The sequence below is a fragment of the Serinicoccus chungangensis genome, from assembly GCF_001483745.1.
Lineage (GTDB): Bacteria > Actinomycetota > Actinomycetes > Actinomycetales > Dermatophilaceae > Ornithinicoccus > Ornithinicoccus chungangensis_A.
This window is the reverse complement of the sequence record NZ_LQBL01000033.1, coordinates 120,951-147,181: the sequence shown is the minus strand read 5'-3', so window position 1 is coordinate 147,181 and position 26,231 is coordinate 120,951. Positions and strand designations below refer to the sequence as shown.

Annotated in this window: 25 protein-coding genes; 3 read left to right on the top strand and 22 right to left on the bottom strand. The window is 74.2% G+C overall.

Features of this window, described 5'->3' with window-relative positions; all coding sequences use genetic code 11:
- Nucleotides 1-427 precede the first annotated feature (427 nt).
- Both AVL62_RS16325 and ald read right to left on the bottom strand, forming a co-directional pair.
- The gene (locus AVL62_RS16325; protein ID WP_058892712.1) at nucleotides 428-832 is read right to left on the bottom strand and encodes a hypothetical protein; all 405 of its coding nucleotides are present in this window, start codon (nucleotides 830-832) and stop codon (nucleotides 428-430) included.
- 748 nt (nucleotides 833-1,580) lie between these two features.
- Entirely contained in the window at nucleotides 1,581-2,696 is a 1,116-nt protein-coding gene (ald, locus tag AVL62_RS16320; RefSeq protein WP_058892711.1) for an alanine dehydrogenase, read from the bottom strand.
- 110 nt (nucleotides 2,697-2,806) lie between these two features.
- On the opposite strand from ald, the gene AVL62_RS16315 reads away from it, so the two are divergent.
- Complete coding sequence (locus AVL62_RS16315) at nucleotides 2,807-4,174, top strand: cryptochrome/photolyase family protein (protein ID WP_058892710.1); 1,368 nt, start codon at nucleotides 2,807-2,809, stop codon at nucleotides 4,172-4,174.
- A gap of 80 nt (nucleotides 4,175-4,254) precedes the next feature.
- Here AVL62_RS16315 and AVL62_RS16310 read toward each other — a convergent pair whose 3' ends face one another.
- The 18 genes from AVL62_RS16310 to AVL62_RS17400 all read right to left on the bottom strand — a co-directional run bounded on the left by AVL62_RS16310 (nucleotide 4,255) and on the right by AVL62_RS17400 (nucleotide 22,640).
- A complete protein-coding gene (locus AVL62_RS16310; RefSeq protein WP_058892709.1) occupies nucleotides 4,255-5,331 on the bottom strand; it encodes an NAD(P)-dependent alcohol dehydrogenase in 1,077 nt (358 codons plus the stop codon).
- Nucleotides 5,328-5,990: a GNAT family N-acetyltransferase gene (locus AVL62_RS17410; protein WP_161937900.1), complete on the bottom strand. Its 663-nt coding sequence runs from the start codon at nucleotides 5,988-5,990 to the stop codon at nucleotides 5,328-5,330. The genes AVL62_RS16310 and AVL62_RS17410 overlap by 4 nt, the downstream gene beginning before the upstream one ends.
- Nucleotides 5,983-8,319, bottom strand: a complete 2,337-nt coding sequence (locus AVL62_RS17405) for a hypothetical protein (RefSeq protein ID WP_161937899.1) — start codon at nucleotides 8,317-8,319, stop codon at nucleotides 5,983-5,985. The genes AVL62_RS17410 and AVL62_RS17405 overlap by 8 nt, the downstream gene beginning before the upstream one ends.
- A gap of 39 nt (nucleotides 8,320-8,358) precedes the next feature.
- Nucleotides 8,359-9,237, bottom strand: coding sequence for an aldo/keto reductase (locus tag AVL62_RS16295; protein ID WP_058892706.1), 879 nt, complete (start codon nucleotides 9,235-9,237; stop codon nucleotides 8,359-8,361).
- A gap of 87 nt (nucleotides 9,238-9,324) precedes the next feature.
- A complete protein-coding gene (locus AVL62_RS16290; RefSeq protein WP_058892705.1) occupies nucleotides 9,325-10,314 on the bottom strand; it encodes an aminoglycoside phosphotransferase family protein in 990 nt (329 codons plus the stop codon).
- A complete protein-coding gene (locus AVL62_RS16285) occupies nucleotides 10,311-11,234 on the bottom strand; it encodes a metallophosphoesterase (RefSeq protein WP_058892704.1) in 924 nt (307 codons plus the stop codon). The genes AVL62_RS16290 and AVL62_RS16285 overlap by 4 nt, the downstream gene beginning before the upstream one ends.
- 29 nt (nucleotides 11,235-11,263) lie before the next feature.
- Nucleotides 11,264-12,013 carry an adenosylcobinamide-GDP ribazoletransferase gene (cobS, locus tag AVL62_RS16280; RefSeq protein WP_058892703.1) on the bottom strand — a complete coding sequence of 250 codons (750 nt, stop codon included), beginning with the start codon at nucleotides 12,011-12,013 and terminating at the stop codon, nucleotides 11,264-11,266.
- 6 nt (nucleotides 12,014-12,019) lie between these two features.
- Nucleotides 12,020-13,195, bottom strand: coding sequence for a nicotinate-nucleotide--dimethylbenzimidazole phosphoribosyltransferase (gene cobT, locus AVL62_RS16275; RefSeq protein WP_058892702.1), 1,176 nt, complete (start codon nucleotides 13,193-13,195; stop codon nucleotides 12,020-12,022).
- A gap of 4 nt (nucleotides 13,196-13,199) precedes the next feature.
- Nucleotides 13,200-13,724, bottom strand: coding sequence for a bifunctional adenosylcobinamide kinase/adenosylcobinamide-phosphate guanylyltransferase (gene cobU / locus AVL62_RS16270; RefSeq protein WP_058892727.1), 525 nt, complete (start codon nucleotides 13,722-13,724; stop codon nucleotides 13,200-13,202).
- Nucleotides 13,721-14,812 (bottom strand): CobD/CbiB family cobalamin biosynthesis protein, encoded by a 1,092-nt coding sequence (locus AVL62_RS16265; RefSeq protein WP_235585741.1) that lies wholly within the window; start codon nucleotides 14,810-14,812, stop codon nucleotides 13,721-13,723. The genes cobU and AVL62_RS16265 overlap by 4 nt, the downstream gene beginning before the upstream one ends.
- A complete protein-coding gene (locus tag AVL62_RS16260) occupies nucleotides 14,809-15,636 on the bottom strand; it encodes an adenosylcobinamide amidohydrolase (protein ID WP_058892701.1) in 828 nt (275 codons plus the stop codon). Before AVL62_RS16260 ends, AVL62_RS16265 begins: the two co-directional genes overlap by 4 nt.
- The gene (locus tag AVL62_RS16255; RefSeq protein ID WP_058892700.1) at nucleotides 15,630-17,195 is read right to left on the bottom strand and encodes a cobyric acid synthase; all 1,566 of its coding nucleotides are present in this window, start codon (nucleotides 17,193-17,195) and stop codon (nucleotides 15,630-15,632) included. Before AVL62_RS16255 ends, AVL62_RS16260 begins: the two co-directional genes overlap by 7 nt.
- Complete coding sequence (cobO, locus tag AVL62_RS16250; protein ID WP_235585740.1) at nucleotides 17,196-17,846, bottom strand: cob(I)yrinic acid a,c-diamide adenosyltransferase; 651 nt, start codon at nucleotides 17,844-17,846, stop codon at nucleotides 17,196-17,198.
- A complete protein-coding gene (locus tag AVL62_RS16245) occupies nucleotides 17,843-18,760 on the bottom strand; it encodes an ABC transporter ATP-binding protein (protein WP_235585739.1) in 918 nt (305 codons plus the stop codon). The genes cobO and AVL62_RS16245 overlap by 4 nt, the downstream gene beginning before the upstream one ends.
- Nucleotides 18,757-19,836 carry a FecCD family ABC transporter permease gene (locus tag AVL62_RS16240; protein WP_058892699.1) on the bottom strand — a complete coding sequence of 360 codons (1,080 nt, stop codon included), beginning with the start codon at nucleotides 19,834-19,836 and terminating at the stop codon, nucleotides 18,757-18,759. Before AVL62_RS16240 ends, AVL62_RS16245 begins: the two co-directional genes overlap by 4 nt.
- 13 nt (nucleotides 19,837-19,849) lie before the next feature.
- A complete protein-coding gene (locus AVL62_RS16235) occupies nucleotides 19,850-20,878 on the bottom strand; it encodes an ABC transporter substrate-binding protein (RefSeq protein WP_058892698.1) in 1,029 nt (342 codons plus the stop codon).
- Nucleotides 20,879-21,204: 326 nt separating this feature from the next.
- Entirely contained in the window at nucleotides 21,205-22,113 is a 909-nt protein-coding gene (locus AVL62_RS16230; protein ID WP_058892697.1) for an aminotransferase class I/II-fold pyridoxal phosphate-dependent enzyme, read from the bottom strand.
- Nucleotides 22,110-22,640 carry a hypothetical protein gene (locus AVL62_RS17400; protein WP_058892696.1) on the bottom strand — a complete coding sequence of 177 codons (531 nt, stop codon included), beginning with the start codon at nucleotides 22,638-22,640 and terminating at the stop codon, nucleotides 22,110-22,112. The genes AVL62_RS16230 and AVL62_RS17400 overlap by 4 nt, the downstream gene beginning before the upstream one ends.
- Nucleotides 22,641-22,815: 175 nt before the next feature.
- Here AVL62_RS17400 and AVL62_RS16220 point away from each other — a divergent pair, with 175 nt between their 5' ends.
- Both AVL62_RS16220 and AVL62_RS16215 read left to right on the top strand, forming a co-directional pair.
- Entirely contained in the window at nucleotides 22,816-23,088 is a 273-nt protein-coding gene (locus AVL62_RS16220) for an HU family DNA-binding protein (protein ID WP_058892695.1), read from the top strand.
- Between the two features lie 154 nt (nucleotides 23,089-23,242).
- Complete coding sequence (locus AVL62_RS16215) at nucleotides 23,243-24,067, top strand: SGNH/GDSL hydrolase family protein (protein ID WP_058892694.1); 825 nt, start codon at nucleotides 23,243-23,245, stop codon at nucleotides 24,065-24,067.
- A gap of 14 nt (nucleotides 24,068-24,081) precedes the next feature.
- Here AVL62_RS16215 and AVL62_RS16210 read toward each other — a convergent pair whose 3' ends face one another.
- Both AVL62_RS16210 and AVL62_RS16205 read right to left on the bottom strand, forming a co-directional pair.
- Nucleotides 24,082-25,305, bottom strand: coding sequence for an AAA family ATPase (locus AVL62_RS16210; RefSeq protein ID WP_058892693.1), 1,224 nt, complete (start codon nucleotides 25,303-25,305; stop codon nucleotides 24,082-24,084).
- Between the two features lie 90 nt (nucleotides 25,306-25,395).
- On the bottom strand, nucleotides 25,396-26,175 hold the full coding sequence (locus AVL62_RS16205) for a HEAT repeat domain-containing protein (RefSeq protein ID WP_058892692.1): 780 nt from the start codon (nucleotides 26,173-26,175) through the stop codon (nucleotides 25,396-25,398).
- Nucleotides 26,176-26,231: the final 56 nt, after the last annotated feature.

Sequence of the window (26,231 nt, the reverse complement as noted above, 5' to 3'; positions counted from 1 at the left end):
CGCGGCGTGAACACCCGGGACCACGCTCAAACTCGAAGAGCCACCAAAGCCCCGCGGAATTCGAGCAGACCTACTACACCGCCCTCAATCGAGAGCCGGAACCCGTATAGGAGCGGCCGCAAAGCTGGGGCGCTTCAGTCCTCATGGCCATGGTGATCACCTCACTGCTGAACCTGGACCCGCACGACATGACCACCTGGGACTGGAAGGTCGATACGTACCAGGTCCCACCGCTCTAGGTTCGGCGCGTCGGGCCGGACATCGCGACAGACGGGTCGAGCCCTGGCGCCTCACCGGGGTCTACTTCCTGCCCTTCTCGCCCGCTGTGACGCGAGCAACCCGAGTGAAGGCCTTACCGACAGGTCGGCCAGGTCCGTTTGGCGCGCCTCGGCGCCCGGGAGTTTTCGACTCGTCCGAACAACAGATTCTATGCGTTCGAGGTTCTCAGGGAGTGTGTCGACGAGGTCCGACGCTGCTCGACCTCGAGCAGATGCACGAGCATGCCACTGCCGAGCAGCACGATAGCTACCCAGGCGGGGAAGACGAACGCGAAGTGTCCCCAGGAGTTCTCGGGTGCTGGCCACAGGCCGGCGACGAGCAGCCACGAGATCAGGAAGTACATGGGCCACGCGGCCCCCCACGTCAGCAGAGCGACGACGGGTCCCCAGAGGGCAACGCATAGGCGCCATAGTCCGACAACGAACAGGCCGAGACTTGTCAGTAGGGCTTTGTGGCCGACGTCTGAGCTAGGGGCGGTCAGCATCGTGAACGGAGCCAGCATCAGCAGCAACATGATCGCTGCCGCGATGTTGCGACGAGTGCTCAGGTGCATCGAAGGCTATCCTTCAGGGACTGTGGGCACACGGAACGAACATTACTCCCGCGAGGCGGTGAGGTCTCGCCAATAGGGATGACTGCAATTCTGCCCCCTCACCGCCCTTCATAACCTTGTGTTTCGGACCTGAGAGCGCGCCAGCAGGGCTGGTTCGTTGACGACCGTTTTCGAGTCACGTCCGGTGGGCCGCGTCGAGTCAAGTTGTGGCCGGAGTGTCGGCGGCTCGATAGTTTGACTCGAAATCCTGGCGGCTCGGAAGTCGTCGCAGATCAGACTTTCGAAGAGAGGCTGGAGGTGGCTCATGGGAAAGGACCTACCCACAGGACGTCGAGCTTTTCAAACCAACGCGCGCTGCCACGGCGCTGCGGTTAGGGACTGAAGGTCTGGGGCTCGCTTCGCCCGAACGGGGGAGCTCGTTGCTCCACTGGGTGACCGATCTCGCCCTGCTGCTCCTGCCGTCAGCGTCTTGGCGGCGGGACCGGGCCAGTGCCTTGGCCGAGGTCGTCATGGCACGTCACTTCTTGCTCGCCTGGGAATCAGGTGGGTCAGGCTCACGCCGCATCGGCCGGTCCGGCCCTCCTGTACTCGGCAGATCCGGTATGTCACGCCCACCGGACTCGCCGACCGAGCGCGACGACCTCCGAACAGCGTGAGGCCGCAGCGATACCCCTGTTCATTCGTTCATGAGGGAGTGCTGGAGAGACATGGTGCCGTCCGGGGATGCGCAGATGCGCCGAGACAGCTGTCAGCCGAGCACGTCCTCCACGGTGACCGACTCCATACCGAACGCCTCTCCCACAGCGCCGTAGGTGAGCTTGCCCGCGTGCGTGTTGAGCCCCTTCGCCAGGGCCACGTTGTCGCGCAGGGCCTGCTCCCAGCCCTTGTCGGCGAGCTGCACGGCATACGGCAGGGTCGCGTTGGTGAGCGCCCAGGTGGAGGTGTGGGGGACGGCGCCGGGCATGTTGGCGACGCAGTAGTAGAGCGAGTTGTGCACCGGGAAGGTCGGCTCGGCGTGCGTGGTCGGGCGCGAGCCCTCGAAGCAGCCGCCCTGGTCGATGGCGACGTCGACGAGCACCGAGCCCGGCTTCATCGTCGCGACCATGTCGTCGGTGACGAGCTTGGGGGCCTTGGCGCCGGGGATGAGGACCGTGCCGATCACCATGTCGGCGTCCGCCACCAGCTCGGTGATCGTCAGGTTGTTGGACGCCAGCTGCTTCACCTGGTTGTCGAAGCGCCAGAAGAGCGTGCGCAGCTTGTCGAGGTCGGTGTCGAGGATGGTGACGTCGGCGCCCATGCCGAGCGCGATGTTGGCGGCGTTCTGCCCCGCGACGCCGCCGCCGAGGACGAGCACCTTGGCGTTGGCGACGCCCCCGATGCCGCCCATGAGCACGCCGCGGCCGCCCTGCGCCTTCATCATCGTGTGCGCCCCGACCTGCGGCGCGAGGCACCCGGCGACCTCGGACATGGGGTAGAGCAGCGGCAGCATCCCGCTGTCCAGCTGCACCGTCTCGTAGGCCACGGCCGTCGTGCCCGCCTCGACCAGCCGGCGGGTCAGCGGCTCGTCCGCCGCCAGGTGCAGGTAGGTGAAGAGCAGCAGGTCGTCACGTAGGTAGGCGTACTCGCTCTCGATCGGCTCCTTCACCTTGAGCACCATCTCGCCGGCCGCCCACGTCGCGTCCGGTCCGTCGACGATGGTGGCGCCCTGCGCGACGTACTCCTCGTCGCTGATCGAGGACCCGAGCCCGGCCCCCTGCTGCACGAAGACCTCGTGCCCGCGGCGCACCAGCTCGTGCACCCCCACCGGGGTGATGGCCACCCGGAACTCGTTGTTCTTGACCTCGGTCGGCACGGCGATCTTCATGGGGCCACTATGCCGTCCCCGCAGGGCCCCCGCATCCTTCCCACGCGCGTGGTCGCCACTGTCGGTGGCTCGATCTAGGGTCGAGGTATGACCTCGGCACCGGTGACGACATGACCGCCCTGCTCTGGCTGCGCCGCGACCTGCGCCGCGGTGACCATCCCGCCCTGCTCGCCGCGCGGGACGCCGCGGACGACGGCACGGTCTGCGTGCTCTTCGTCGTCGACCCCTACCTCTGGGAGCGCGGCGGCCCGGTGCGTCGCGCCTGGCTGGCTGCGAGCCTGCAGGCCGCCCAGGAGGACTTCGACGGGCGCCTCGTCGTCCGGCACGGCGACCCCGCCAAGGTCGTGCCCGCCGTCGCCAAGGAGGTGGAGGCCGGCTCGGTCCACGTGACCCGCGAGGTCACCCCCTCCGGGAGGCGCCGTGACCAGAAGGTGCAGGACGCGCTGGCCGACAAGGACGTCGAGTGGGTCGAGACCGGCACCCCGTACGCCGTCGGCCCGGGTCTGGTGCGCAACGGCTCGGGGGACCCCTACAAGGTCTACACCCCCTTCCACCGCGCCTGGCGCGAGCACGGGTGGCCCGAGCCCGCGGCATACCCCCGCTCCCTGGACCTCGTCGACGTCGACAGCCACCAGAAGGCGCTCGACATGCTGGACACGGCGCTGCGCGAGGACGACCTGCCGCAGATGCCCGAGGCGGGGGAGAAGGCCGCGCTGGCCCGGTGGCGCGACTTCCGCGACGAGGCGCTCGACGACTACGACGGCGACCGCGACAAGCCGGCCGTCGACGGCACCAGCCGGCTGTCGGCCTACCTCAAGATCGGCGCGATCCACCCGCGGACGATCCTGGCCGACCTCGCCGACAAGCGCTCGCAGGGCGCGCAGACCTTCGAGCAGGAGATCGCCTGGCGCGAGTTCTACGGCGACGTCCTCGCCGAGAACCCTCGCAGCGCGTGGCACGACCTGCGCGACGCGCTGCCCGGCATGCGCTACGACGAGCCGCAGGACGCGATCCAGGCGTGGAAGGACGGACGGACCGGCTACCCGATCGTCGACGCGGGGATGCGGCAGCTGCGCGAGGTCGGCTGGATGCACAACCGGGTGCGGATGATCACCGCGAGCTTCCTCACCAAGGACCTGCACGTCTGGTGGCCGACCGGGGCGCGCTGGTTCCTCGACCGGCTCGTCGACGGCGACATCGCGAGCAACAACCACGGCTGGCAGTGGGTCGCCGGGACGGGCACCGACGCCTCGCCGTACTTCCGCGTCTTCAACCCGGTCACCCAGGGGGAGAAGTTCGACCCGAGCGGCGACTACGTGCGGCGCTGGGTGCCCGAGCTGCGCCACCTCTCCGGCAAGTCCGCGCACCAGCCGTGGAAGGCCGACGACGGCTACGACCACGACTACCCCCAGCCCATCGTCGACCACGCCGAGGAGCGCAAGGAGGCGCTGAGCAGGTATGACGCCGCACGCCGCTGAGCGCCACCGCGCCGGTCGGCGGGGTGGCGCTCAGGAGGGTCGGCCGCGGGTGGGTGCGCTGCGGTCGTCAGCGCCCGTGCTCAAGGCCGCCCGCCCCGGGCAGTAGCGACCGGGTCCTCCACGCGCCTGACCCCCGGCAGGACGATGCGCTTGAGGCTGTCCTGGGCGCCGTCGCCGGAGAGCGCCTCCTCCACCTGCTCCAGGCCGAAGACGTGGGTGACGAGGGAGTCGACCTCGACCTGGCCGCTGCGGACCAGCTCGCGGGCGATGGGCCAGGTGCCGGTGTAGCGGAAGATGCCGGTGACGTTGAGCTCGCGCATGGCCACGTCGGGCACCGAGAGCGGGATCTCGTCGGCGCTGCCGACGAGCACCACCGTGCCGCCGGGACGGGTCGCGCGGATGCCCGAGCTGATCGCGGGGACGGCGCCGGTGGCGTCGACGAAGACGTGCGCGTCCAGACCCTCGAGCGACTCCTGACCCGGGTCGACCACGCGGGTCACGCCGTAGCGCGAGGCCAGCTCGCGGCGGGCGGGGTTGATGTCGGTGAGCACGACCTCCGCGGCGCCGTAGGCCCGGGCCACCTGGGCAGTGATGATGCCGATGGGGCCACCTCCCGCGACGAGCACGCGGTCCCCGACCTTGATGCCGCCCTTCTGCGCGGCCGCGATGCCGACCGAGAGCGGCTCCAGCAGGGCGCCCGCGTGGTCGCTGATCGAGTCGGGCAGGGCGAACGCGAAGTCGGCCTGGATGACGACGTACTCGCAGAACGCCCCGTCGACCGGCGGGGTGGCGTAGAACTCCATCGACGGGCAGAGGTTGTAGTCACCGGCCTTGCAGAAGTCGCACACCCGGCACGGGCGCTGCGGCTCGACGGCGACCCGCTCGCCGACCCGGCCCGGGTCGACGTCGCTGCCCACCGCCACGACCGTGCCGCTCAGCTCGTGGCCGAGGATCAGCGGCTCCTCGACGACGTACTCACCGATACGCCCGTGCTCGTAGTAGTGGACGTCCGAGCCGCACACCCCGACGCTGGCGACCCGGATGAGCACCTCGTCGGGGGCGGGCTGCGGCACGGCTCGCTGCTCCAGCACGATGGACCCGACGCCCGTCAGCACGCTGGCGGTCATCTCGGCGGGGATGGTGGGGGTGGCGCTCATGTCGTCTCCTCGGTGGTCGGCAGGTCGATGACCGGCACCGTCTCCCCGGCCAGGGCCTCCAGCAGGGTGCTCGCCGGCGCCGCGTCGAGGTCCTCGCCGGAGCCGCGCAGGTAGTCGGTGAGGTAGGCCCGGACCGGCCCGGCGTCGATCCGCTCGGGGACGGGGCCCGGGGTGAGGACGCCGAGCAGCATCCCCTCGACCCGTGGTCGACCGGGCGCGACAGGTGGTTGGAAGAACGGCACGTCCAGCGCCCGCACGCCGTGCCTGCGGTAGAACTCGATGCGCCGCCGGGGGTCGCCGAAGCCGCGGTCGTCGTGCGCCCGGGGGTCCTCGATCTCGACGAGCAGCATCGGCCCACGGGCGCGCAGGCGCTCCATGAGCCGGGACCCGACGCCACCGGCGCGGCGGACGGGATGGCTGGCGAGGTAGGACAGCAGCGCCACCGGGGCGTCCGGAGCGACGGCGTCGACGACCGACACCCCCACCGGCTCCGTGCCGTCGAGCGCGACGACCACCTGGCTGGTGGGTCGCCGGCACGCGGCGACGAAGTCGTCCTCGCCGACCAGCTCGTCGGCCGGGAACGACGGGGCGAGCACCTGGGCGTAGCAGTCCCGCCACACCTGCTCGGACGTCATACCGCTCTCGACCAGCTCAACCACGCGTGCTCCTGCGGTATCCGATGACTCCCCACACCGCCAGACCGACGATGGCCAGAGCATAGGTGACCAGCTCCGCGGCCACGACGGCCGTCGGCGTGCGGGCGGGGAAGACCGAGTCGTTGACGAAGCCGAAGAGGTCGGCGAGCGAGAAGAGCGCGAGGACGAAGAGGATGAGCCCGACGAGGTTCTGGTAGGCCGCGGTCCGGGCCTCCTCGACCGCGGCGGCGTCGTCGCCGAGCTGGGTGTAGAGCTCGTCCAGCTCACCGATGCTCGTCGCGAGCTCGGCCTCCAGCCGGGAGGCCCCGCTCGTGTGCAGCAGGTTGTCGAGGATGTGCCGGTGCCCGGGGGAGCGGGCCAGCTCCTCGGAGTGCAGCAGGGCCCGCTGCTGGCGGATGAGGGCGCCGTGGTCGGCCAGCCGCAGCCGCAGCAGGCGCACCTCGTCGGTCTTGAGCGACTCCCCGGCCAGACGCCGTCGCAGCATGGTCGTCGCCACGTCCACCGCCTCCTGCAGGTGGTTGTTCCACTGCCGGATGAGCGCCCGTGACGACACGACGAACTCGACGAGCTCGCTGGTGCCGAGCAGGGACCAGTCCGGCAGGCCGGGGGTGTAGAGGCACGTGCTGCGGGCGGTCTGGACGGCGAGGGAGTCCAGCGGCGCGAGCTGGCCGAGGAAGTTGGGGATGTCGGCGTCGAGGCCGGGGTCGGCATACCGGAGCCACTCCTCCAACCCGGCGGCGGTGCGCTCGGCCGGGATGAGCAGCAGCGGGCCGACCGCGTCGAGGATCTGCTCCCCGGTGGCCTCGACGGAGACGGGCGGGGCGCCGGGCTCCGTCGGGGTGCGCACGAACGCCTCGGGCACGGTGATGAGGGCGTGCGTGTCGATGGCCGGGTCGACGTGGCAGCGCAGCTTGCGGACCTCGAGCAGGTCGTCCCACCCCGACACCATCTCGACCACGGCCGCGGCGAGCTGCCCCACCGAGCCGTGGACCTGGCCCCCGGAGTCGAGCACGACGTCCTCGGCGCCCATGAAGCCGGACCCGCGGCGCAGCGCCTGGTTGAGGTCGTGGTAGCCGGGCGGGCGGTCGTCGTCGGCCGGCTGCACCGGGCCGCTGACGCGCACGTGGTGGTTGCCGAAGGAGGAGAAGCGGATCTCGACCCGGTACGGCCCGAGCCGGGGCAGACCCGGTGCGCGTGGCTGGATCCACAGGTCCGGCAGGACCGCGGTGACGACCTGGTATGCCGTCGGCTCCAGCTCGGACTCCGTGGCCTCGCTGAACACCTCGTCCCGGCCGTGGCTCCAGATGTCGCTCAGCTCGAGGTCGCGCACCTGGAGCGGGGCGAGCGGGCCGGTGCCGATGAGCCGGTGGCCGTGGCGGCGCACGGCGGCGACCAGCCGCTCGTTGTCCCGCGCCAGGTTGTCGGTGGCGCCCCGGGCGGTGAAGGGGACGACATACGTCACCTTGAGGCCCGGGAAGGTCAGTCCCGAGAGCGCCGTGGACCGCAACCGCGCGGCCAGGGCGGTGAGCGCCATGACGTGCGCGCGCAGCTCGCTCTGGTAGACGTCGACCGCCAGCCGCTCGTCCATGAGGGCCTGCTGCAGCGCGGCGGCGCGGGCCTCGACCTCCTCGACCTCGACCTCCCCGAGCACGTGCTCGAGGATGGTCTGGGCCGAGAGCCGGACCCCGTCGAAGTAGAGGTGGTGGGCCTCGAGGACGCGCCGGAGCAGGCCGGCGGGGGTCACGGGCGCCGCGCCGGCGCCCGCCACCCCGTGGGTGGTGGGCGCGTCTCCGGTGAGGGCGTCCAGGTCGGCGAGCACCGCGGCCGTCCCGTCGGCGACCTGCCCGGCGGCCTGGATGGTCTCGAGGGCGCACGAGCAGTTGAGCCCGTTCTCCATCTCGAAGGCGGCCAGCAGGTCACCGAGGTGGCGCACCAGCAGGTCCACCAGCGCGCGCTCCTGGCCGTCGTCGACCGCCGTCCGGGCGGTCAGCCAGGTCTCCCGGACCGACTCGATGAGCACGGCCATGTTGTCGGTGTCGGCGCTGAGCTCCCACCCGTGCTGCACCTCGGCATACAGGGAGAACCCCAGCAGGAAGGACGCCCCCGGCTGCCGGGCGGCCTGGGACCAGAGACCTCGGACGGCCGCGGTGACCGCGGCGGGGTCCCGGTCCGGCCCGCTCACCAGGCCCTCGACGGCTCCGGTGAACTCCGCGAGGTCGACCCGCGAGGCGTTGATCGCGGTGCGCGTCGCGATGACGTCCCGGTCGCGGTGGAACTCGGTCGCCACCCGCGCCCAGTCGACGTCCACGGCCACGCCCGCCGGTGCGCTCACCCGCCGCAGCCTAGCGACAACCCGGCTCGCGCGGGAGGGTCAGCCGTCCAGGCGGGCCAGCTCCTCGTCGCTGAGCTGCAGGTCGGCGGCGGCCGCCGAGTCCGTGACCGACTGGGGACGCTTGGCCCCGGGGATGGGGATGACGACCGGCGACTGCGCCAGCTCCCAGGCCAGCGCGACCTGCTGCGGGCTGACGCCGCGCTCCCGTGCGACCTCGGCGAAGGCCGGGTGGTGCTCGGCCAGCTGCTTGGCGTCGTTGAGGCCACCCAGCGGCGACCAGGGCAGGAACGCGAGGCCCAGCTCGGCGCAGACCTCGATCTCGGGGTAGCTGCTGCGGAACTTGGGGCTGAACTGGTTCTGCACGCTGACCAGCGCGTCCCCGAGCACCTCGTGGGCGGCCCGGATCTGGGCGGGGTCGGCGTTGGACAGCCCGATCATCGCCACCTTGCCGGAGTCGGCGATCTCCTTGAGCGTCGCGAAGACCTCGTCGTCCGGGGTGTCCGGGTCGGGCCGGTGGTGCTGCCACAGGGCGATCTGCTCGACCCCGAGCCGCTCGAGGCTGGCGTCCACCGCCGAGGTGAGGTGGCTGCGGCTGCTGTCGGTCTCCCAGGCGCCGCCGTCGGTGCGCACGTGCCCACCCTTGGTCGCCAGCAGGACCTGGTCGCGCACGCCGAGCTCGTCGAGCAGCGAGGCGACGAGGCGCTCGTTCTCCCCCTGCGCACCGGCGCCCTTCTCGCCGGGCCCGTAGGCGTCCGCGGTGTCGAACAGCGTCACCCCGGCGTCGAGCGCCGCGCGCACGGTGTCGAGGAGCTGCTCGCGGGGCTGCTCCCCGCTCTGGTCGAAGGTCATGAGCCCCAGGCCGATCGCACCGACCTGGTGCTCGCCGACGGTGGGGTTGCCGATAGTCCGTGTGTGCATCCCTCGAGCGTATGCCGGTGGTCCCGCCGGCGCCCGGTCAGTCACCGTCCCGGCGCCCGGGTCGTCCACCCTCGGGCGCGGGCCGCCTCAGTCCGTGAACGCCTTGGCCAGGGCGATCATCCGCGCCCGGAAGTCGTCCGACGCCGGCGCGAAGGGCGCCGCCCACACCGCGTTGAGCACCAGCCGGACGAAGGTCCAGGCGCGCACCCGGTCCTCGTCCAGCCCGGCCGCGTCGGCCACGACGTCCGCCAGCAGCCGGGCGTGGGTGCGCAGGTTGCTCGCCCGGGCCGCCTCCCCGGCGCGGTTCCAGACGACGGGGGCCACGGCATACGCCCACTCCCCGGCGACCGGCTTGGGGTCGATCGCCCGCCAGTCGCCCCGATCCGCGGAGCCGGGGAGGGGGGCGAGCACGTTGAGGTCGTGCAGGTCCTCGTGCACGAGCGACGGCGGGCCGGGGTCGGCCAGCAGGTCCGGCAGGGTCGCGGCGGCCTGCTCGGTGAGCCGGCGGGGCACGCTCGGGGTGGGGCGGGTGAGCTGCTCGGCCCACCGCCGCGCCTTGGCCGCGACCGTGTCGACCCGTGGCAGGGCCGGGCGGTCCAGCTCGCGCATGAGCAGCCCGACGACCTCGCACGCCTCGAGGAGAGGTCGCTCGCGCAGGCACCGGTCGGCGTCCAGGCCCTCGAGCAGCAGGGCCGAGGAGACCGGGTCGGCGGTGAGCAGCCGCACGGCGCCGCGGCCGTCCCAGGCCCGCAGGGCCAGGTGCTCGTGGCGGGACTCGGCGTGCGGCCAGGTCACCTTGAGCGCCGCCGCCTCCCCGCTCTGCCGTCGCACCGGCACCACCAGCGCGCACTCGCCGTGCCGGCTGGTCCCGGCGACCGTCAGCCGCCAGTCTGCGAGCAGCCGGTCGACCAGGCCGGGCAGGTCGTCGAGCCAGGTGGCGCCGTCGACGGCACGGGGCAGCCCGGCCCGGTCCGGCAGCGCCCCCAGCACCTCGTCGGCGGGCCGGTCGCGGACGAGGTCGGCGAAGGCGGCGGGGACGAGGCCGGCCCCCGGTCTGTCCCGGGTCGCCCCGCTCACTCCTGCGCGCCCCGCGCCCCCTTGCGCGAGATCATCTCGCGCCGCTGCTCGGGGGTCAGCGCGGCCAGCTGCTCGACCACCTCGGCCGGGTGACCGGCGACCTCCGGCGCCGCCGCGACGGGGACGACCGTGTGGACGACGCGGTCGGCATACACGTGGACGACGTTGACCGACTGGTGCGCGTCGAGCGCCGAGGTGAAGCGCCCGAGCGGGGCCGGGTCCTCGAGGTAGCAGGTCGCCGCGGCCACGCTCACCGGGATCCCGGCGAAGGTCGAGTGCGAGGAGAAGTGGAAGTGCCCGCCGAGGATGCTCACGACGTCGGTGCCCTCCAGCACGGCGGCCAGCCGGTCCTGGTCGAGCAGCTCGATGATGGCGGCGGCCGGGACCATCGGCACCGGGATGGGCGGGTGGTGCAGCGCCAGGACGGTGCCGTGCTCGGCCGGGGTCGCGAGCACCTCGGTCAGCCAGGCCAGCTGCTCCTCGCGCAGGTCGCCGTGGTGGTAGCCGGGCACCGTCGTGTCCAGCGAGACCACGCGCAGGCCGCCGACGTCGTAGACCGCGTCCTGCGCCTCCTCGACCCCGGCCTCGCGGTCGAAGAGCTCGGCGGCGTAGGCCGGGCGCTCGTCGTGGTTGCCCATGACCCACACGACCTGGGCGCCGAGGTCGGTCGCGAGCGGCTCCACCATCGCCCGCAGCTCACGGTATGCCGCCGGCTCGCCCCGGTCGGCGAGGTCGCCGGTGACGACGATGGCGTCCGGCGCGGGGTCCAGCCGGGTGAGCCGCTCCAGGGCCTCCCGGGCGTGGGCGGTGGTGTCGATGGCGCCGAACTGGCGGGCGCCGTCGGCGAGCAGGTGGGTGTCGCTGACGTGCGCGATCGTGCGCAGCGGGGCCGGGTGCTGGCCGAACTGGGGAGTGCTCACGTCGCCAATGTATGCCGTGCCGTCCCGGCTCAGCCCAGCACGGCCAGCGCGGCGAGCAGCCCGGTCACCTGGGTGAGCACCGCCGTGGCGCCGAGGACGTCCCCGGTGGCCCCGCCCAGCATCCGGTCCGCCCACATCTCGACGAGCCACGGGGTGGCGAACGCGGCGAGCAGGACGCCGACGGCGACCCACACCCCCACCGGCCAGATCAGGAGCGTCGACACCGTGCCCAGGCCGACGGCCACCAGCACCTGCGCCGGCAGCAGCCCACGCACCAGCGGTCCTGCAGTCCCCTCCGGCCGGGCCGAGGGCAGCCGCAGCGCCACGGTGAGCATGGCCGAGCGCGAGAGGGCGCCGACCGAGGCGAGGACGGCGACGACGCCCCACCCGTCCAGCGTCCCGAGCAGCGCGTCGATCGCCGCGACCTGCAGGAGCAGGGCCAGCACCACCGCCGCGGCGCCGTAGACCCCGACCGCGTGGTCCTTCATGATGCGCAGCCGGGTGGCCCGGTCGTGCCCGCCGCACCCGTCCGCGCAGTCGGCCAGGCCGTCCAGGTGCAGCGCCCCGGTGAGCACGACCTCGGCGAGCACGGCGAGGGTCGCCGCCACGAGGGTCGGCAGCAGCAGGTGGCCCGACCACGCGACGGCCCCGACCAACGCCCCGACCCCGGCCCCCACGACCGGGAAGGCCCACGCGGCGCCCGCCAGGTCGAAGCCCTGGCGCGCCGGCACCGGCACCCGGGTGAGGAAGCTCGTCGCGTCCCGGAGCCCGCTGATCATCGGTGGTCAGCCGCCGTGCGGTGGCGCGCCGTCGGGCGCGGCCGGGGAGGCGGCGTCCGGCGCGACGTCGTCGGGCGCCGTGTCGTCGGGCGCAGCGTCGTCCCGTCCGAGGTCAGCGAGCTCGCCCATGTCCTGCAGCAGCGCCAGGCTGGAGCGGACGAGCGGGATGGCCAGGGCCGCGCCGCTGGCCTCGCCGAGGCGCATCTGCAGGTCGAGCAGCGGGGTCAGCCCCAGCTCCTGCAGCTGCATGCTGTGGCCCGGCTCGGTGGAGCGGTGCGCGGCGATCATCGCGTCCGCGGCGGCCGGCGCCAGGCGCCAGGCCACCAGCGCCCCCGCGGTGCTGATGAAGCCGTCGAGCAGGGCCGGCACCCGGTGGGCGGCACAGCCCAGCGCCACCCCGGCCAGGGCGGCGATCTCGAGCCCGCCCATCGCGGCCAGCACGTCCCAGGGCTCCTCGACGTCCTCGTGCCGGGCGAGCACGGCGTCGACCATCTCGACCTTGTGCGCGAGCGCCTCCCCCTCGACGCCGGTGCCGGCGCCGACGACCCGGGCGGGGTCCCGGTCGAGGATGGCGGAGGTGAGGACGCTGGCGGTCGTCGTGCTGCCGATGCCCATCTCGCCGAGCGCGATGAGGTCGGCCCCGCCCTCGACGAGCTCCTCGGCCAGGCGGATCCCCGTCGCCACCGCCTGCTCGGCCTCGGCGCGGGTCATCGCCGGCCCCTCCGCGCTGTTGTCCGTCCCGGCGCGGACCCGCCGGTCCAGCACGGGGGCATACGCGTGGGTCGGGTGCAGCTGCGGCGGCTCCACCACCCCGAGGTCGGCGACGACGAGCTGCGCGTCGGCCTGGTGCGCGAGGATCGACACGGCTGCGCGGCCGCCGGCGAAGGCGGCGAGCATCTGCGCGGTGACCTCCTGCGGGTAGGCGCTGACCCCGGTCCGGGCGATCCCGTGGTCGGCGGCGCACACGAGGACGACGGGGGAGTCGACCCGCGGGGTGGTGGTGCGCTGGATGCCCGCGACCCGTGCGGCGAGGGCCTCGAGCTGCCCCAGGCTGCGCACCGGCTTGACCTTGCCGTCGAAGGCGCGGGCGACCGCCGCCGAGCTCTCGTGGTCCGGGCCCTCGATCGCGGCGATCGTGCGCTCGATCAGGGCGCGGTCGGCGCTCTGGTCGGTGTCGGCCATGGGGTCAGTCCTCCTGCGGGTCGAGGGTCAGGGTGCGTCCGGCCACGACGAGCTGGGCCAGACCGGCGTCCCGGGCCAGGACGGCGTTGACCCGGCCCAGACGGTCACGGTATCTCCTCGACACCGGGTGCATGGGGACGATCCCGAGCCCGACCTCGTTGGTCACGACGACGACGTCGCCCCGGTATGCCGTCGCCCACCCCGCCAGCGCGCGCGCCCGGTCGAGGGTGGTCGGCTCGTCGTCGCCGTGCTCCATGAGGTTGGACACCCACAGGCTGAGGCAGTCGACGACGACGCAGGCCCCCGGCTTGAGCGCCGCGCAGGCGTCGACCAGGTCGACCGGTGCCTCGACGGTGCGCCACCCCTCGGGGCGCTCGGCCTGGTGGCGGGAGATCCGGTCGGCCATCTCCTCGTCCCCGGCCTGCCCGGTGGCGACGAAGACGACGGGCCGGCCGCTGCGCTGCGCGCGTCGGACGGCGAGGGCCGACTTGCCGCTGCGCGCCCCGCCGGTGAGGAAGGTCAGCGTCATCGGGGTCTCCTCCTCCAGGCTCGGCCACGGTCCGCCGCCCACAGTGCCACGCCGAGGAGCACGACCGCGCGCTCCACCCGGTCGACGAGCCGGCGCGCCCGCCCGATGTCCGCCGGACCGGGCCGCGGGCCGGAGCCGAGCGTCGGTCGGTCCTCGCGGCGACCGGCATACACCAGCGGGCCGCCGAGCTCGACGCCGAGCGCCCCGGCGACCGCGCTCTCGGCGACCCCGGCGTTGGGGGAGGGGTGGGCCGGCGCGTCCCGCCGCACGGTCGCCAGGACCGTGCGGGCCGAGGACCCTGCAGAGGGCCGGCCGCGGAGGCTCGCGGGGAGGGTGCCGAGCCCGGTGTCCAGCGCCACGATCCCGGCGAAGAGGCGTGCCGGCACCCAGGCCAGGACGTCGTCCGCGCGCGCCGCGACGGTGCCGAAGCGGGCATACCTGGGGCTGCGGTGCCCGACCATCGCGTCCATCGTGTTGACCGCCCGGTGCACCAGGACGCCCGGCGCCCCGGCGACCAGGCCCCAGAGCGCCGGCGCGACGACGGCGTCGACGGTGTTCTCAGCGAGCGACTCCACGACGGCCGCGCTGACCCCGGCCTCGTCGAGGCCGCGCGGGTCGCGCCCGACGAGCCAGGGCAGGAGCTCACGGGCACCCGCCAGGTCCCCGGCGACGAGCCTCGCCTCGACCTGCCCGGAGGTATGCCGCAGCATCCGACCGGCGCTCGCCACCCCGACCGCGGTGGCCAGGCCGGTCGACCCGAGCCGGCCCAGCGCCGCGCCGGCGAGAGCGCCCAGGCCGGCTCCGGCGACGGCATACCGGGCACCGGCGGTGCGACGGTCGGCGTAGGTGCGGCGCTCGACGCGAGCCATGGCGCTCCCGAACCACGCGACCGGGTGCCAGGCGTCCGGCGGCTCACCGAACGCCCGGTCGAGGAGCAACCCGGCCGCGACCCCCAGGCCCCGGCGCGCCGTCGTCGCGCCACCCGCCGCGACTCCTCCGTTGAAGAGCTTCCTGTGTCGTGATGCATCACCGCAGAGGAGCACCTCCTGCATGGGGGTGGCCGCACGGTGGCCGGGAGGCACGCTCACCACACCACACCGGCCCCGCCGGCACCACCGACCTCAACGGCCCCGGCGGGCGGGCGCCACGGGTGCGCCGCGAGCCCGGCCGCCACCGCGGCGTGCACGGCCCGCGCGACCCGTTGCCCCCACACCGAGCGCACGCCGGCGAACGCCTCGACGGGCCCGCCCTCCTCCGCAGCCTCCGGGCACAGGACCACGACGGCGTCGCTGGCGGTGCCGGTGCCCGGTACTCCGGCCTGCACGAGGACCTGGGCCTTGGCCTCGGTGACCGTCCCGACGGCCTGCACCAGCGCCGACGTGCTCAGCGCCACCGGCAGCGCGACGACGATGTTGATGGTCCCCGGAGGTGGGGGCGCCTCGCCGACCTGCTCTCCGCGCGGCCTGCCGGGGGCGGGGCGCCGGCCCTGACGAGGTTGGTCAGGTCGCGGTGCTCGGTCCTCGCGCGGTGCGTCCGCCCCCCGCGCGGGCGCCACCGCCCAGGTCGGCTTGGTCACGCCGACCGTGGCCCAGCACGCCACCCCTCCCACCTCGGCACTCTCCACCTGCCGCACGTCCGCCGCCGTCAGCAGGGTCGTGCCCGGGCCGGTGAGCCCGAGCTCGCCCGCCCGCTCGTCGGCATACGCGGCCAGGTCCGTCCGGTCGAAGCCGTCCTCGACCATGAGGTTGGTCACCCACCGCGGCCGCACGAGCCCGCCGCCGACGGAGGCCGAGCCCAGCGCCACCCAGCCCTCGGGGACGTCCCACACCAGGGCCCGCGCGGCGTCCTCGACGCGGTATCCCGGCCCGTCGACGCCCTCCTGGGAGACGCTCACCCCATCGGCGCTCACCATCCCGGCTCCTGGCCGACCGGCGCGGCCTCCGCGGCCAGCGCCAGCACGGCGTCGAGGTCGAGGTGGGCCTCCACCCAGTCGGCGAGGTGCTCCAGGTGGGCGTCCAGTGCGGCGGCGTACGGGACGGATGAGGGGTGGACGTCACGGCCCCGGACCGCGGCGACCGCTCCGAGCAGCGCGTGCCGGAGGTCGTCCGCGTCGAGCACGCCGTGCACGGTGGTGCCGCGCACCCGGTGGTCGGGGCTGAGGCATCCCTCGTCGCCGATGCCGTCGAGGCTCAGCCACGGCACGGCGCCCTCCTGGGGGGTCACGCGGCCGAGGTGGATCTGGTAGCCCGAGACGGTCGACGAGCCACCCGCCACGCGGCCCGCCACCCGGCGCACCACCTTGGGCCGGGAGAAGCGCGTCGACACGGGCAGCAGGCCCAGCCCCGGCACGACGCCGGCCGCCGGGCCAACCATCCGCGGCGCTCGGTGGGGCTGGGGGGAGGCGGCCTCGATCCCGTCGTCCTCGATCTGCGTCCCCAGCATCTGGTAGCCCCCGCAGATCCCGAGCACGTGCGGCCCGCCCTCCTCCCGGGCCAGGCGCACGATCGTCTCGGCCAGGCCGCGCTCGCGCAGCCAGGCGAGGTCGGCGAGCGTGGCCCGCGTGCCGGGCAGGAGGACCAGGTCGACGTCCAGCAGGTCGCCCGGCCGCGTGGCCCACCGCAGCTCCACCGAGGGCTCGAGGACGAGCGGGTCCAGGTCCGAGGGGTTGGCCAGGTGCGGCAGCGCGATCACCCCCACGCGCAGCGGGCGGCCCTCGCCCGACCCCTCCGCGGGCGAGGGCCGACCCGCTGCGCGCAGGTCCAGGGAGTCCTCGACGCCGAGCATGAGGTGCTCGCCCAGGTGGGGGAGCACGCCGAGGACGGGGATGCCGGTGCGCGCCTCGAGGTCGCGCACCGCCGGTTCGAGCAGGGAGACGTCGCCGCGCATCCCGTTGAGCACGACCCCGCGCAGGCGGGAGCGCAGCCGCGGCGGCAGCAGCGCCCAGGTGCCGTAGGCCGCGGCGAAGGCGCCGCCCCGGTCGATGTCCACGACGAGCACCGCCGGCATACCGGCGGCCGCCGCCAGCGGCAGGTTGACGACGTCCCGGTCGAGCAGGTTGGTCTCGGCCGCGCCGCCGGCGCCCTCGGCGACGACGACCGCGTGCTCGCGCCGCAGCGAGGTGAGCGCGTCGAGGACGGTCGGTCGCAGGGAGCGGGCGCGGGCGCCATACCCCACGGCGTCGTCGACGGCGACCTCCTCCCCGAGGACGACGACGTGCGAGCGCATCCCGACGGGCTTGAGCAGGACCGGCCCCATGCGGCGGTCGGTCTCGACCCGCGCGGCCAGCGCCTGCATGGCCTGCGCCCGGCCGATCTCGCCGCCGTCGGGGGTGACGGCGCTGTGGTTGGACATGTTCTGCGCCTTGAACGGCGCGACGTCCGTGCCGCGTCGGGCCAGGGCGCGGCAGAGCGCCGCGGTGACCGTGGACTTGCCGGCGCCGCTCGTGGCACCGGCGACGAGCAGCGCACCCACCTAGTAGTCGATCCCTCGCCGCGCCCGGATGCCCTGCTGGAAGGCGTGCTTGACCGCCACCATCTCGGTCACCGTGTCGGCGACGTCGATGACCGGCTGCGGCATCTCCCGTCCGGTGAGGAAGACGCTGACGTCCTCCGGTCGCCCGCGCAGCGCCTCGACGACCGCGTCCACCTCGATCCAGCCCCAGTTCATCGGGTAGGAGATCTCGTCCAGCATGACCATCCGGTGCTCGCCCGCGGCGATGAGTCCGGCGCTGAAGTCCCACGCCGCGACCGCCTTGGCCCGGCTCTCGTCCAGGTCGGTGCTGTCCCAGGAGAAGCCGTCGCCGGCGCTGAACCACTCCACCCCCAGCTGGCGCAGCATCGCCTCCTCGCCGGTCCGCCACTTCCCCGACTTGAGGAACTGCACGCACGCCGTCGGCCAGTCGCGCCCCCGGCTGCGCAGCAGCGTTCCGAAGGCCGCGGTGGACTTGCCCTTGCCGTGCCCGGTGTTGACCAGCACCAACGACGGCGCCGAGCGCAGCTTGCCTCGGTCGTAGGGCCGCTTCGTCCTCGGCTCGTCGTGCTCGCCGCTCGTGCCCGCCTGCGCGTCGTGCTCGTCGCTCGTGCCCGTCTGCGCGTCGTGCTCGCCGCTGCCGCTCTCGCTCATGAGACCTCCTCGTGGGGACCTGCCGGACCCAGCTTTCTGGACATAGGTTTCTGGGACCCGTCCCCCAGATCTCTATGTCCAGAACGGGGGTGGGGTGGTGGGGCGAGGGGGACCGGCGCCGAGACAGGGGTATGCGGTGCCCGCGCCTGCGGGAGCACGACGAGGTGGCCGTCGAGCCGGTGCACCCGCACCGGGTGGTGGTAGACCCGGCTGAGCAGGGTGTCCTCGAGGACGTCGTCCGGGGTGCCGAGCGCCACCGGGGCACCGCGCTCCAGGAGGAGGAGGCGGTCGGCGTAGCGCGCCGCCATCCCGAGGTCGTGCATGGCCGCCACCACCGTCAGGCCGTCCTCGCGGCGCAGCTCGTCGACCAGCTCCAGCACCTCGACCTGATGCCCGACGTCGAGCGCGCTGGTCGGCTCGTCCAGCAGCAGGACCGGGCTCTGCTGCACCAGGGCGCGGGCGATGACGACCCGCTGGGCCTCCCCGCCGGAGAGGCTGCGGACCGGGCGGCCGGCGAAGGACGCGAGCCCGAGGCGGCGCAGCACGTCGGTGGCGATGCGCCGGTCGGCGCGCGACTCCATGGACAGCCAGCTGAGGTGGGCGGTGCGGCCGAGCAGGACGTACTCGACCACGGGCATGCCTGGTGGCAGCTCGGGCGACTGGGGCATGATCGAGAGGTCGGTGGGGCCGGGCGGGGTGCCGTCGCCGCGCTCGACGGTGCCGGTGCGCGGCACGAGCCGGACGAGGGAGCGCAGCAAGGTCGACTTGCCCGAGCCGTTGGGTCCGATGAGCCCGAGCCACTCCCCGGCCCGCAGGTCCAGGTCGACGCCGGCGACGACCTCGGTGCCGGCGAAGGCGACCCGCACGTCGCGGGCGCGCAGGGCGTGGGCGGGGTGCAGCCGGTGGGTGGTCACGAGTCGGCCTTCCGGCGCCACAGGACAACGCAGAAGAAGGGGGCGCCGACGAAGGCGGTGATGACGCCGACCGGCAGCTCGGCCGGGGCGACGAGGGTGCGGGCGCCGATGTCGACGGTCGCGAGGAAGGCTCCGCCGAGGATCGCCGAGAGCGGCACGATCAACCGGTAGGAGTGGCCCACGAGCAGCCGCACCAGGTGCGGCGTGACGAGGCCGACGAAGGCGATGAGCCCGCTGACCGACACCGCGGCGGCGGTGATGAGCGTCGCGGCGGCGACCACGACGAGACGCGACCGGGCGGGGGAGAGGCCGAGCGAGCGGGCCTCGTCGTCCCCGAGGCGCAGGACGTCGAGGTGGCGCGCGTGCAGCCACAGCACCGCCCCGGCGAGCAGCACGTAGGGCAGCAGCAGCGTCACCGGCCCCCAGCCGTGCGTCGCGAGCCGGCCGAAGAGCCAGGAGAGGACCTCACGGGCGCGGGTCTCGTCGAGCCGGGTGAGGGCATACGTCTGGGTGGCGGAGAAGAGCGCCGCCATGGCGACCCCCGCCAGCAGCAGGGTCGCCGGGTCACGGAACGACCCGCGCGCCACCAGGACCGAGCCGGCGACCGCGAGGACGGCCCCGACGAAGGCGGCCATCGGCAGCGCGGCGATCGGGCCCCACGCCAGGTCCAGCCCGAAGCCGAGCGCGAGGACCGCCCCGAGCCCCGCCCCGGCGGAGACACCGAGCAGGTAGGGGTCGGCCAGCGGGTTGCGGAACACGCCCTGGTAGCCCGCGCCGGCCATGGCCAGGCTGGCGCCGACGAGCGCGGCGAGGATGGTGCGCGGCAGCCGGATCTGCCACAGCACCGCCTCCTGCGCGGTGCTGAGCGTCTGCGTCAGCTCGACGCCGGGCAGCGCCCCGACGAGCGCGCGGACCACCCCCTCGACCGGCAGCCCTGCCGCCCCCTGCGTGGCCGAGGCCAGGATCGCGAGGAGCAGCAGGGCCGTGCACCCCAGCAGCGCGGGCACCGACAACCGGAAGGCGCGGTCGGCGGCCTCGTCGAGCGCGTCGGTGGGCGCGTGGGTGCGGGTCGTCATGGGGTATGCCGTGTCAGCCGTTCGCCGGCTCGTCCACCTGCGACATGGCGTCGGCGAGGGTGCTCACCAGCTGCGGCAGGCGCGGGCCCCAGCGGGAGGAGATGTCGGCCGAGACGGTGACGATGTTGCCGTCCTGGACGGCGGCGACCTCGGACCAGCCGGGACGGTTCGCCACGTCCTCGGCGGTGTAGGACACCTGGTCGGTGATGACGATGAGCTGCGGGTCGGCCTCGATGATGGCCTCCTCGGTCAGCTGCGGGTAGCCGGTGCCGTCCGCGTCGGCCTCGTCGGCGATGTTGACCGCGCCGAACTGGTCGTAGACGTCGCCGATGAAGCTGGTGCTGCTCGCGGAGAAGAAGGTCTCGTCCAGCTCGTGGTAGACCCGCAAACCCTCCACGCCCTCGGGGGCGTCGGCGAAGGCCTCCTCCACCTGCTGGCGCAGGTCGGCGACCGTGTCGGCCGTCTCGTCGGGGTGGCCGGTCGCGATCCCGAGCATGGCCATGCCGTCCCAGCCCTCCTCGATCGTCGTGGGGGCGGGGTTGTCGATGACCGGGATGTCCAGCGCCTCGAGCGAGGCGGTGAGGTCGGCGGTGTCGCCGGAGATGACCACGAGGTCCGGCTCGTAGCCGGCGATGGCCTCGACGTTGGGCTCGTAGCCGGACAGGTCGGTGGTCGGCGCCTCCTCGGGGTAGGTGGAGAAGGCGTCGGCGGCGACGACCTGGTCGCCGGCGCCGATGGCGAAGAGGATCTCGGTGGCCGAGGGGGACAGCGAGACGATCCGCTGCGGCTGCTCCTCGATCGTCACCTCACCGGCGACGGTGTCCACGGTGACCGGGAAGCTGCCCGGGTCGGCCATCTCGCCCATGTCCTCGGAGGAGGCGGCGTCGTCGCCGGAGTCCTCCTCGCCGGCCGCCGAGCCGTCGTCGGTCTGCTCGGCTGCGGTGTCCTCGGACGCGTCGTCGGTGGTCCCGCCGCCGCACGCGGCGAGGGTCAGGCCGAGCGCGAGGGCGCAGGCCAGACGGAAGGGGTGACGAATGCTCATGGCGGTCTCCTGTCGGTCGAGGGAGGTTCCGCTCGAGCGACGGGACGGGCGTCCGCCGTCCGAACCGGCCCTAGGTCCTCGAGGGCATGTGGTGTCGGATCGTCGGGCAGTTCGACCGGACTCGGCCGCCACGCGCCTCCTCGAGGGAAGGCCCGGACGACTCCACCGTTGCGGGACAGTGCCGGGTTCTCACCGGACTTCGTCTGCACGACGCGCGTCAGCCTACGCCACCCACCCCCCACCCCGCACCGGACGCGCGCTCAGGCCGCACCGGACGCGCGCTCAGGCCGCACCGGACGCGCGCTCAGGCCGCACCGGACGCGCGCTCAGGCGACGGCGGCACCCAGCGCCTGCTCGAGGCGGCTCAACCCCTCAGCGCCGGGGACGGCGACCCGGGCGACACCGGGCATACCGAAGCTCGTGCAGTCGCGCACCAGGACACCGTGCGGCGCCAGCTCCTCGCGCAGCCCGGCCCGGTGCACCAGGACCCAGGGCGCGTCGGCCGCGTCCACCTGCATCCCGTGCGCGACGAGCAGGTCGGTGAGCTCCCCCCGCAGCGAGCGTATGCCGTCCGCCCACCCCCGCAGGTCGGCGGCGGCGAGCAGGTCGGGCAGCACGGCGAGGGCGAGGCTGCCCACCGACCAGTGCGGCTGCCGCTCACGGAGCCGGGCGAGGAGGTCGGGATCGGCGACGGCATACCCCAGGCGCAGTCCGGGGCAGGCGAAGGTCTTGGTGAGCGAGCCCACCGCGGCCCGGCAGTCCTCGCGGCCCGCGGTCCACCGGCCGGTGGCGAGCGCGTAGAACGCCTCGTCCCACACGTCGGCCCGCTCGTGGGGCCCGGCGAGGCGGCCGCTGGGGCTGTGCGGGTCGCTGCGCCAGCGGGGGCCGTCGGGGGAGCGCGGGTGCAGGCCGAAGTCCGGCTCGCTGCGCACGCCGCCGCCCAGCTCGGCCGCGACCAGGTGGATGGCCTCGCTGCCGCCGTTGGTCAGCAGGAGGCGGTCGGGCTCCACGCCGAGGGCTGTCGCGAGCTCGGCGCCCGCGGCGCCCGGGTCGGGGTATCGGCCCAGCGTGTCCAGGTGCCGCTGCAGCATCGGCCCGACGGGCGGCGCGAGCGGGTTCATCGTCTGGCTGAGGTCGAGGAGATCGGTCGGGTCCACTCCCAGCGCCCGGGCCACCGCCGGCCCGTCCCCGCCGTGCGACCCCGCGGGCGGGACGTGCGGGCTCCCCGCCGTCACGCCACGCGCCCGCCCGACAGGGCCCCGAGGCCCATGACCAGCAGCATCACGACACCCGCGACGACCGCGGCCGCGGCCGCCGCGACGGCGCCCGCCCCGAGCCAGCCGACGACCAGACCGACGACCCCGATCGCGGCGAGCAGCCACCCCAGCGTGCGGAAGACGGGCGCGCGGAAGGCGGCGGCGAAGGGGACGAGGTGCAGGCCGACACCCGCGGCCACGAGGGCGGGCATGAGCTCCTCCCGGTCGGCCTGGGCCAGCACCAGACGCCCGAGCGCGAAGACGAGCAGCATGCCGGCCACGGACCCCAGGTAGACCAGGCCGGCGTGACGGCGCGGCGGCTGACCGGCCGGGAGGCTCGACGTCGGGCGCACCCACACCGCCCAGACGTAGAGGGCGAGGGCGGCGACGTAGCCGACGAGCGCCACCACCGGCCACGGTCCGGGGAGGGCGCCCCGGTTGACGAGGACGAAGACGGTGGCGCCGACGAGGCCGATGATGCTGCCGATGCGGTAGGGGTGGATCACGACCACGACCTTAGGCGCGGGTGGGCGTGCAGGGGCGGAGGTCGGCCCCACGGCACCCTCCGACACCCCGTCGAGGCGCGGAATTCCGCGACGCGCCGGGCTTCGTAGTTGGCAAAACGCGCGACGGTCTGCCTACGGTGTGGCCGATCCATTGGCTCTACGAAAGGCTGTCACTATGAGCAAGAAGGTTATCGTCGAGGCCGTCGCGCGCGAGGCGGGCATGACCCAGGCCGCCGCCGACAAGGTCGTCAACTCCGTCCTCGAGGCCATCTCCGCCGAGCTCGCCAAGGGCGAGAAGGTCTCCCTCCCCGGCTTCGGCACCTTCGAGGTCCGTGAGCGCTCGGCCCGCACCGGCCGCAACCCGCAGACCGGCGAGGAGATCCAGATCGCCGCGAGCAAGGCTCCCGCGTTCAAGGCCGGTTCCAAGCTCAAGGAGCGCGTCTCCTGAGCTGAGGCTCCCGCTTCTCGCGCCCGGTCGGCCCTCGTGGCCGGCCGGGCGTCGGTGTGTCCGGGTCCGTCCTGGTGGGGCCGATGCGGCCACGGGTGGCGACCTGGCGGGTCTGGTCCCCCCGCCGGAGGGCCGGTGTCTCTATCCTGCAGGTATGCCCGTCCGTCCTGACGCACCGCACCCGCGCGTCTGGGAGAGGTTCGTGGCCCTGGGGGACTCGTTCACCGAGGGCCTGGTCGATCCCGACACGTCCGCCTCGGCCGAGGACCGCTACGTCGGCTGGGCCGACCGGGTGGCCGCCGCGCTGGCCGCCCGCAACGCGGCGCTGGGGGCGCCCTTCGGGTACGCCAACCTGGCCATCCGCGGGCGCCTCGTCGACGCCGTGATCAGCGAGCAGCTACCCGCGGCGCTCGCCCTCCACCCCGACCTCGTCAGCCTGTCCGCGGGGGGCAACGACGTGCTGCGCCCGCGCGTCTCCTTGCGCGCCGTCATGGAACGCCTGGAGGGGGCGGTGGTGCAGATCCGGGAGACCGGCGCCGACGTGCTGCTCGTCACCGCGCCCGACGTGTCGTGGGCGCCGCTGGTCAACCGGGTGCACCCGCGGATGGTCGAGTACACCGCCAACCTGTGGGCCGTCGGGCAGCGCACCGGCGCCTTTGTCGTCGACATCTACACCCTGCGGGCCCTGCACGACGCCCGCATGTGGGGGCCGGACCGCATCCACTTCAGCAGCGAGGGGCATACCCGGATCGCCGCCCAGGCGCTGTGGACCCTGGGGCTGGAGCAGGACGACGACTGGGTCACGCCGCTGGACCCGGCGCCGCCGCTGGGGCGGATCGAGTCGTTGCAGGCCGACCGCGAGTGGGTGGCGACCCACCTGCGGCCCTGGATCCGCCGCCGCATCCGGCGGGAGAGCTCGGGCGACGACCGGGTCCCCAAGCGTCCCCAGCTCGGCCCGGTCGCGCCCCCCTCCCCCTGAGTCGGTCTGGGCGCTCAGCGGCGCCCCCACTCCCAGCTGGGCGTCGAGAGCATCCCCTGACCGAGCACCCGGGTCTCCCCGAGGTCCTTGGCGAGCTCGTGCAGGCGCATCGCCGCCACCTCGCCCGGGTCGGGCTCCAGCTCGCGGGGATCCACGTCGAGGGCGTCGGTGTCGCGCACCGCGGCGGCGAGCGCCTCGACCATGAGCTCGGAGTGGGTGACGAGCACGACCTGGGCACGTCGGGACGCGCGCACGACCGCCCGGGCCAGCGGGGCGACCAGGCTCGGGTGCAGGCTCGTCTCGGGCTCGTTGAGCGCCAGCAGCCGCGGGGGCACCGGCGTGAGCAGCGCCGCGAGCCAGAGCAGGTAGCGCAGCGTCCCGTCGGACAGCTCGGCGGACCGCAGGGCTCGCAGCATGCCGGGCTGGTGCAGCGCCACGTCGAAGAGGCCGTCGGTCACCACGACGTCCAGCGTCGCGCCGTCGAAGGCGTCCTCGACGGCCGCGGCCAGCTCGGCCCCGGAGTCCTCGCGGATCGTCTGCAGGGCCGCCGCCAGGTCGCCGCCGTCCTCCGCCAGGGCCCACGTCCGCGTGCCGACCTGGGGGCGCCGGGAGGGGGCGGCGGCGTCGACCCGGAAGCCGTCGTAGAACCGCCACGTGCGCAGCTCCTCGCGGACCGCCCACAGCTCGGGCGCCTCGACGGGGTCGACCACGTCGGTGAGCATGCTGGACCACGGCGGCACCGACACCGGCGCCTTCTCCCACCGGCCGTCCTCGTCGCGCAGCTCGACGGCGTGGTGCTTGCGTCGGGCGGCCAGGGTCGCCGGGCGCATGACCGGCCCGCGCCACATCGCCTCGCGCTTCAGCTCCGGGTCGCGGTCGAAGGCCGAGCCTCCCTGCACCGGGATGCCGAGGTCGACGAGGTAGGACAGGTCGGGCCCGGCGCCGCCGACCCCGAGGCGGACGCTCACCGGGCCGGAGCGCACGGTGCCCTGCACCTCGTGGCCGCGCCGCGCCTGCGCGAGCGACTCGGGGCCCGCCCAGAGGGCCGACCCCAGGCCCCCTTCCTGCGCGAGGGCCCGCACCGCCTCACCCCGGCCGCACGCCCCGAGCAGGCGCAGCGCCCGGTAGAGGCTGCTCTTGCCGGACCCGTTCGCCCCGGTGACGACGGTCAGCCGCCCCAGCGGCAGCACCACGTCCCGCAGCGAGCGGTAGCCGTGGACCGCGACCGTCGCGTACATGCGCGCCACTCTAGGCAGGGTGGCCGACACACCCGCCGGGCACGGAACGCGCCGGTGAGCCTCGGCGCACCCGGACGGAGGGGTATGCCGTCAGTCGCCCCGCGAGGCCGCGTCCAGACCGCGCTCGGCACGGTCGGCGAGGAGCCACTGCGCGGTCATGGACCGGAACCGGTCCTTCCCGTCGCGCAGCCGCTCCAGGGCCGGTCCGACGCACGGCTCGTCCAGGGCGGCCAGGGCCTCCAGCGCCACCAGGGCGTTGTCCTTCGCGTCGGTCTCGGCCATGGCGGCCAGGGCGGGGGCAGCGGGGCGCGCGGCGGGGTCGCCGACGAGGACGAGGGTCTGGGCCGCGTGCCGGCGGACGGCCCCGTCACCGTCGGTCACCGCCTCGGCCAGCCCCGGCACACCGGGCTCCCCGAGCTGCTCGAGGGCCCGCGCGAGCTCGCGCTGCTGCTCCTCGTCGCCCCGCCCCAGGTGCGGCAGGAGGGCGGGGGCCGCCTCGGGGGTCCCCGTGCGACCCAGGGCCCACCAGGCCTTCATCGCCACCCGCGGGTCCGCGTCGTCGGCGAACGGCAGGATGTGCGGCACCGCCTCCGGGGCCTGGATCTTGCTGAGCGCGTGCAGCACCTGCACCCTCGCCTTCGGGGCCCCGTCGAGCGCCTCGACCAGGTGCGGCAGGGCGGCCGTGGGGCGGCGCACGACCGCCCAGGTCAGGGTCTCCCGGACGAAGAAGTCCGGCTCGGCGACGAGCAGGGCCACCAGCTCCGGCGTCAGCGACTCGTCCCCGTGGGTGCCGAGATACACCGCCGCCCTCTGGCGGACGGTGGGGTCGACGTCGTACACGGCGCGACGCGCTTGCTCCAGCGTGCTCACAGCTCTCTCCTCGGGTCCGGGTCGGGCAACGTCTGCAGGACCAGGGTCATTCCTCA

Bases quoted from the DNA above. Each gene is read 5' to 3' on its own strand.
- AVL62_RS16325 (WP_058892712.1), bottom strand. From the start codon at position 832: ATGCACCTGAGCACTCGTCGCAACATCGCGGCAGCGATCATGTTGCTG.
- AVL62_RS16210 (WP_058892693.1), bottom strand. From the start codon at position 25,305: ATGTACGCGACGGTCGCGGTCCACGGCTACCGCTCGCTGCGGGACGTG.
- AVL62_RS16315 (WP_058892710.1), top strand. From the start codon at position 2,807: ATGACCGCCCTGCTCTGGCTGCGCCGCGACCTGCGCCGCGGTGACCAT.
- cobO (WP_235585740.1), bottom strand. From the start codon at position 17,846: ATGAGCGAGAGCGGCAGCGGCGAGCACGACGCGCAGACGGGCACGAGC.
- AVL62_RS16215 (WP_058892694.1), top strand. From the start codon at position 23,243: ATGCCCGTCCGTCCTGACGCACCGCACCCGCGCGTCTGGGAGAGGTTC.
- cobT (WP_058892702.1), bottom strand. From the start codon at position 13,195: ATGGCCGACACCGACCAGAGCGCCGACCGCGCCCTGATCGAGCGCACG.
- AVL62_RS16220 (WP_058892695.1), top strand. From the start codon at position 22,816: ATGAGCAAGAAGGTTATCGTCGAGGCCGTCGCGCGCGAGGCGGGCATG.
- AVL62_RS16235 (WP_058892698.1), bottom strand. From the start codon at position 20,878: ATGAGCATTCGTCACCCCTTCCGTCTGGCCTGCGCCCTCGCGCTCGGC.
- AVL62_RS16260 (WP_058892701.1), bottom strand. From the start codon at position 15,636: ATGGTGAGCGCCGATGGGGTGAGCGTCTCCCAGGAGGGCGTCGACGGG.
- ald (WP_058892711.1), bottom strand. From the start codon at position 2,696: ATGAAGATCGCCGTGCCGACCGAGGTCAAGAACAACGAGTTCCGGGTG.
- cobU (WP_058892727.1), bottom strand. From the start codon at position 13,724: ATGACGCTGACCTTCCTCACCGGCGGGGCGCGCAGCGGCAAGTCGGCC.
- AVL62_RS16240 (WP_058892699.1), bottom strand. From the start codon at position 19,836: ATGACGACCCGCACCCACGCGCCCACCGACGCGCTCGACGAGGCCGCC.
- cobS (WP_058892703.1), bottom strand. From the start codon at position 12,013: ATGATCAGCGGGCTCCGGGACGCGACGAGCTTCCTCACCCGGGTGCCG.
- AVL62_RS16295 (WP_058892706.1), bottom strand. From the start codon at position 9,237: ATGCACACACGGACTATCGGCAACCCCACCGTCGGCGAGCACCAGGTC.
- AVL62_RS16310 (WP_058892709.1), bottom strand. From the start codon at position 5,331: ATGAGCGCCACCCCCACCATCCCCGCCGAGATGACCGCCAGCGTGCTG.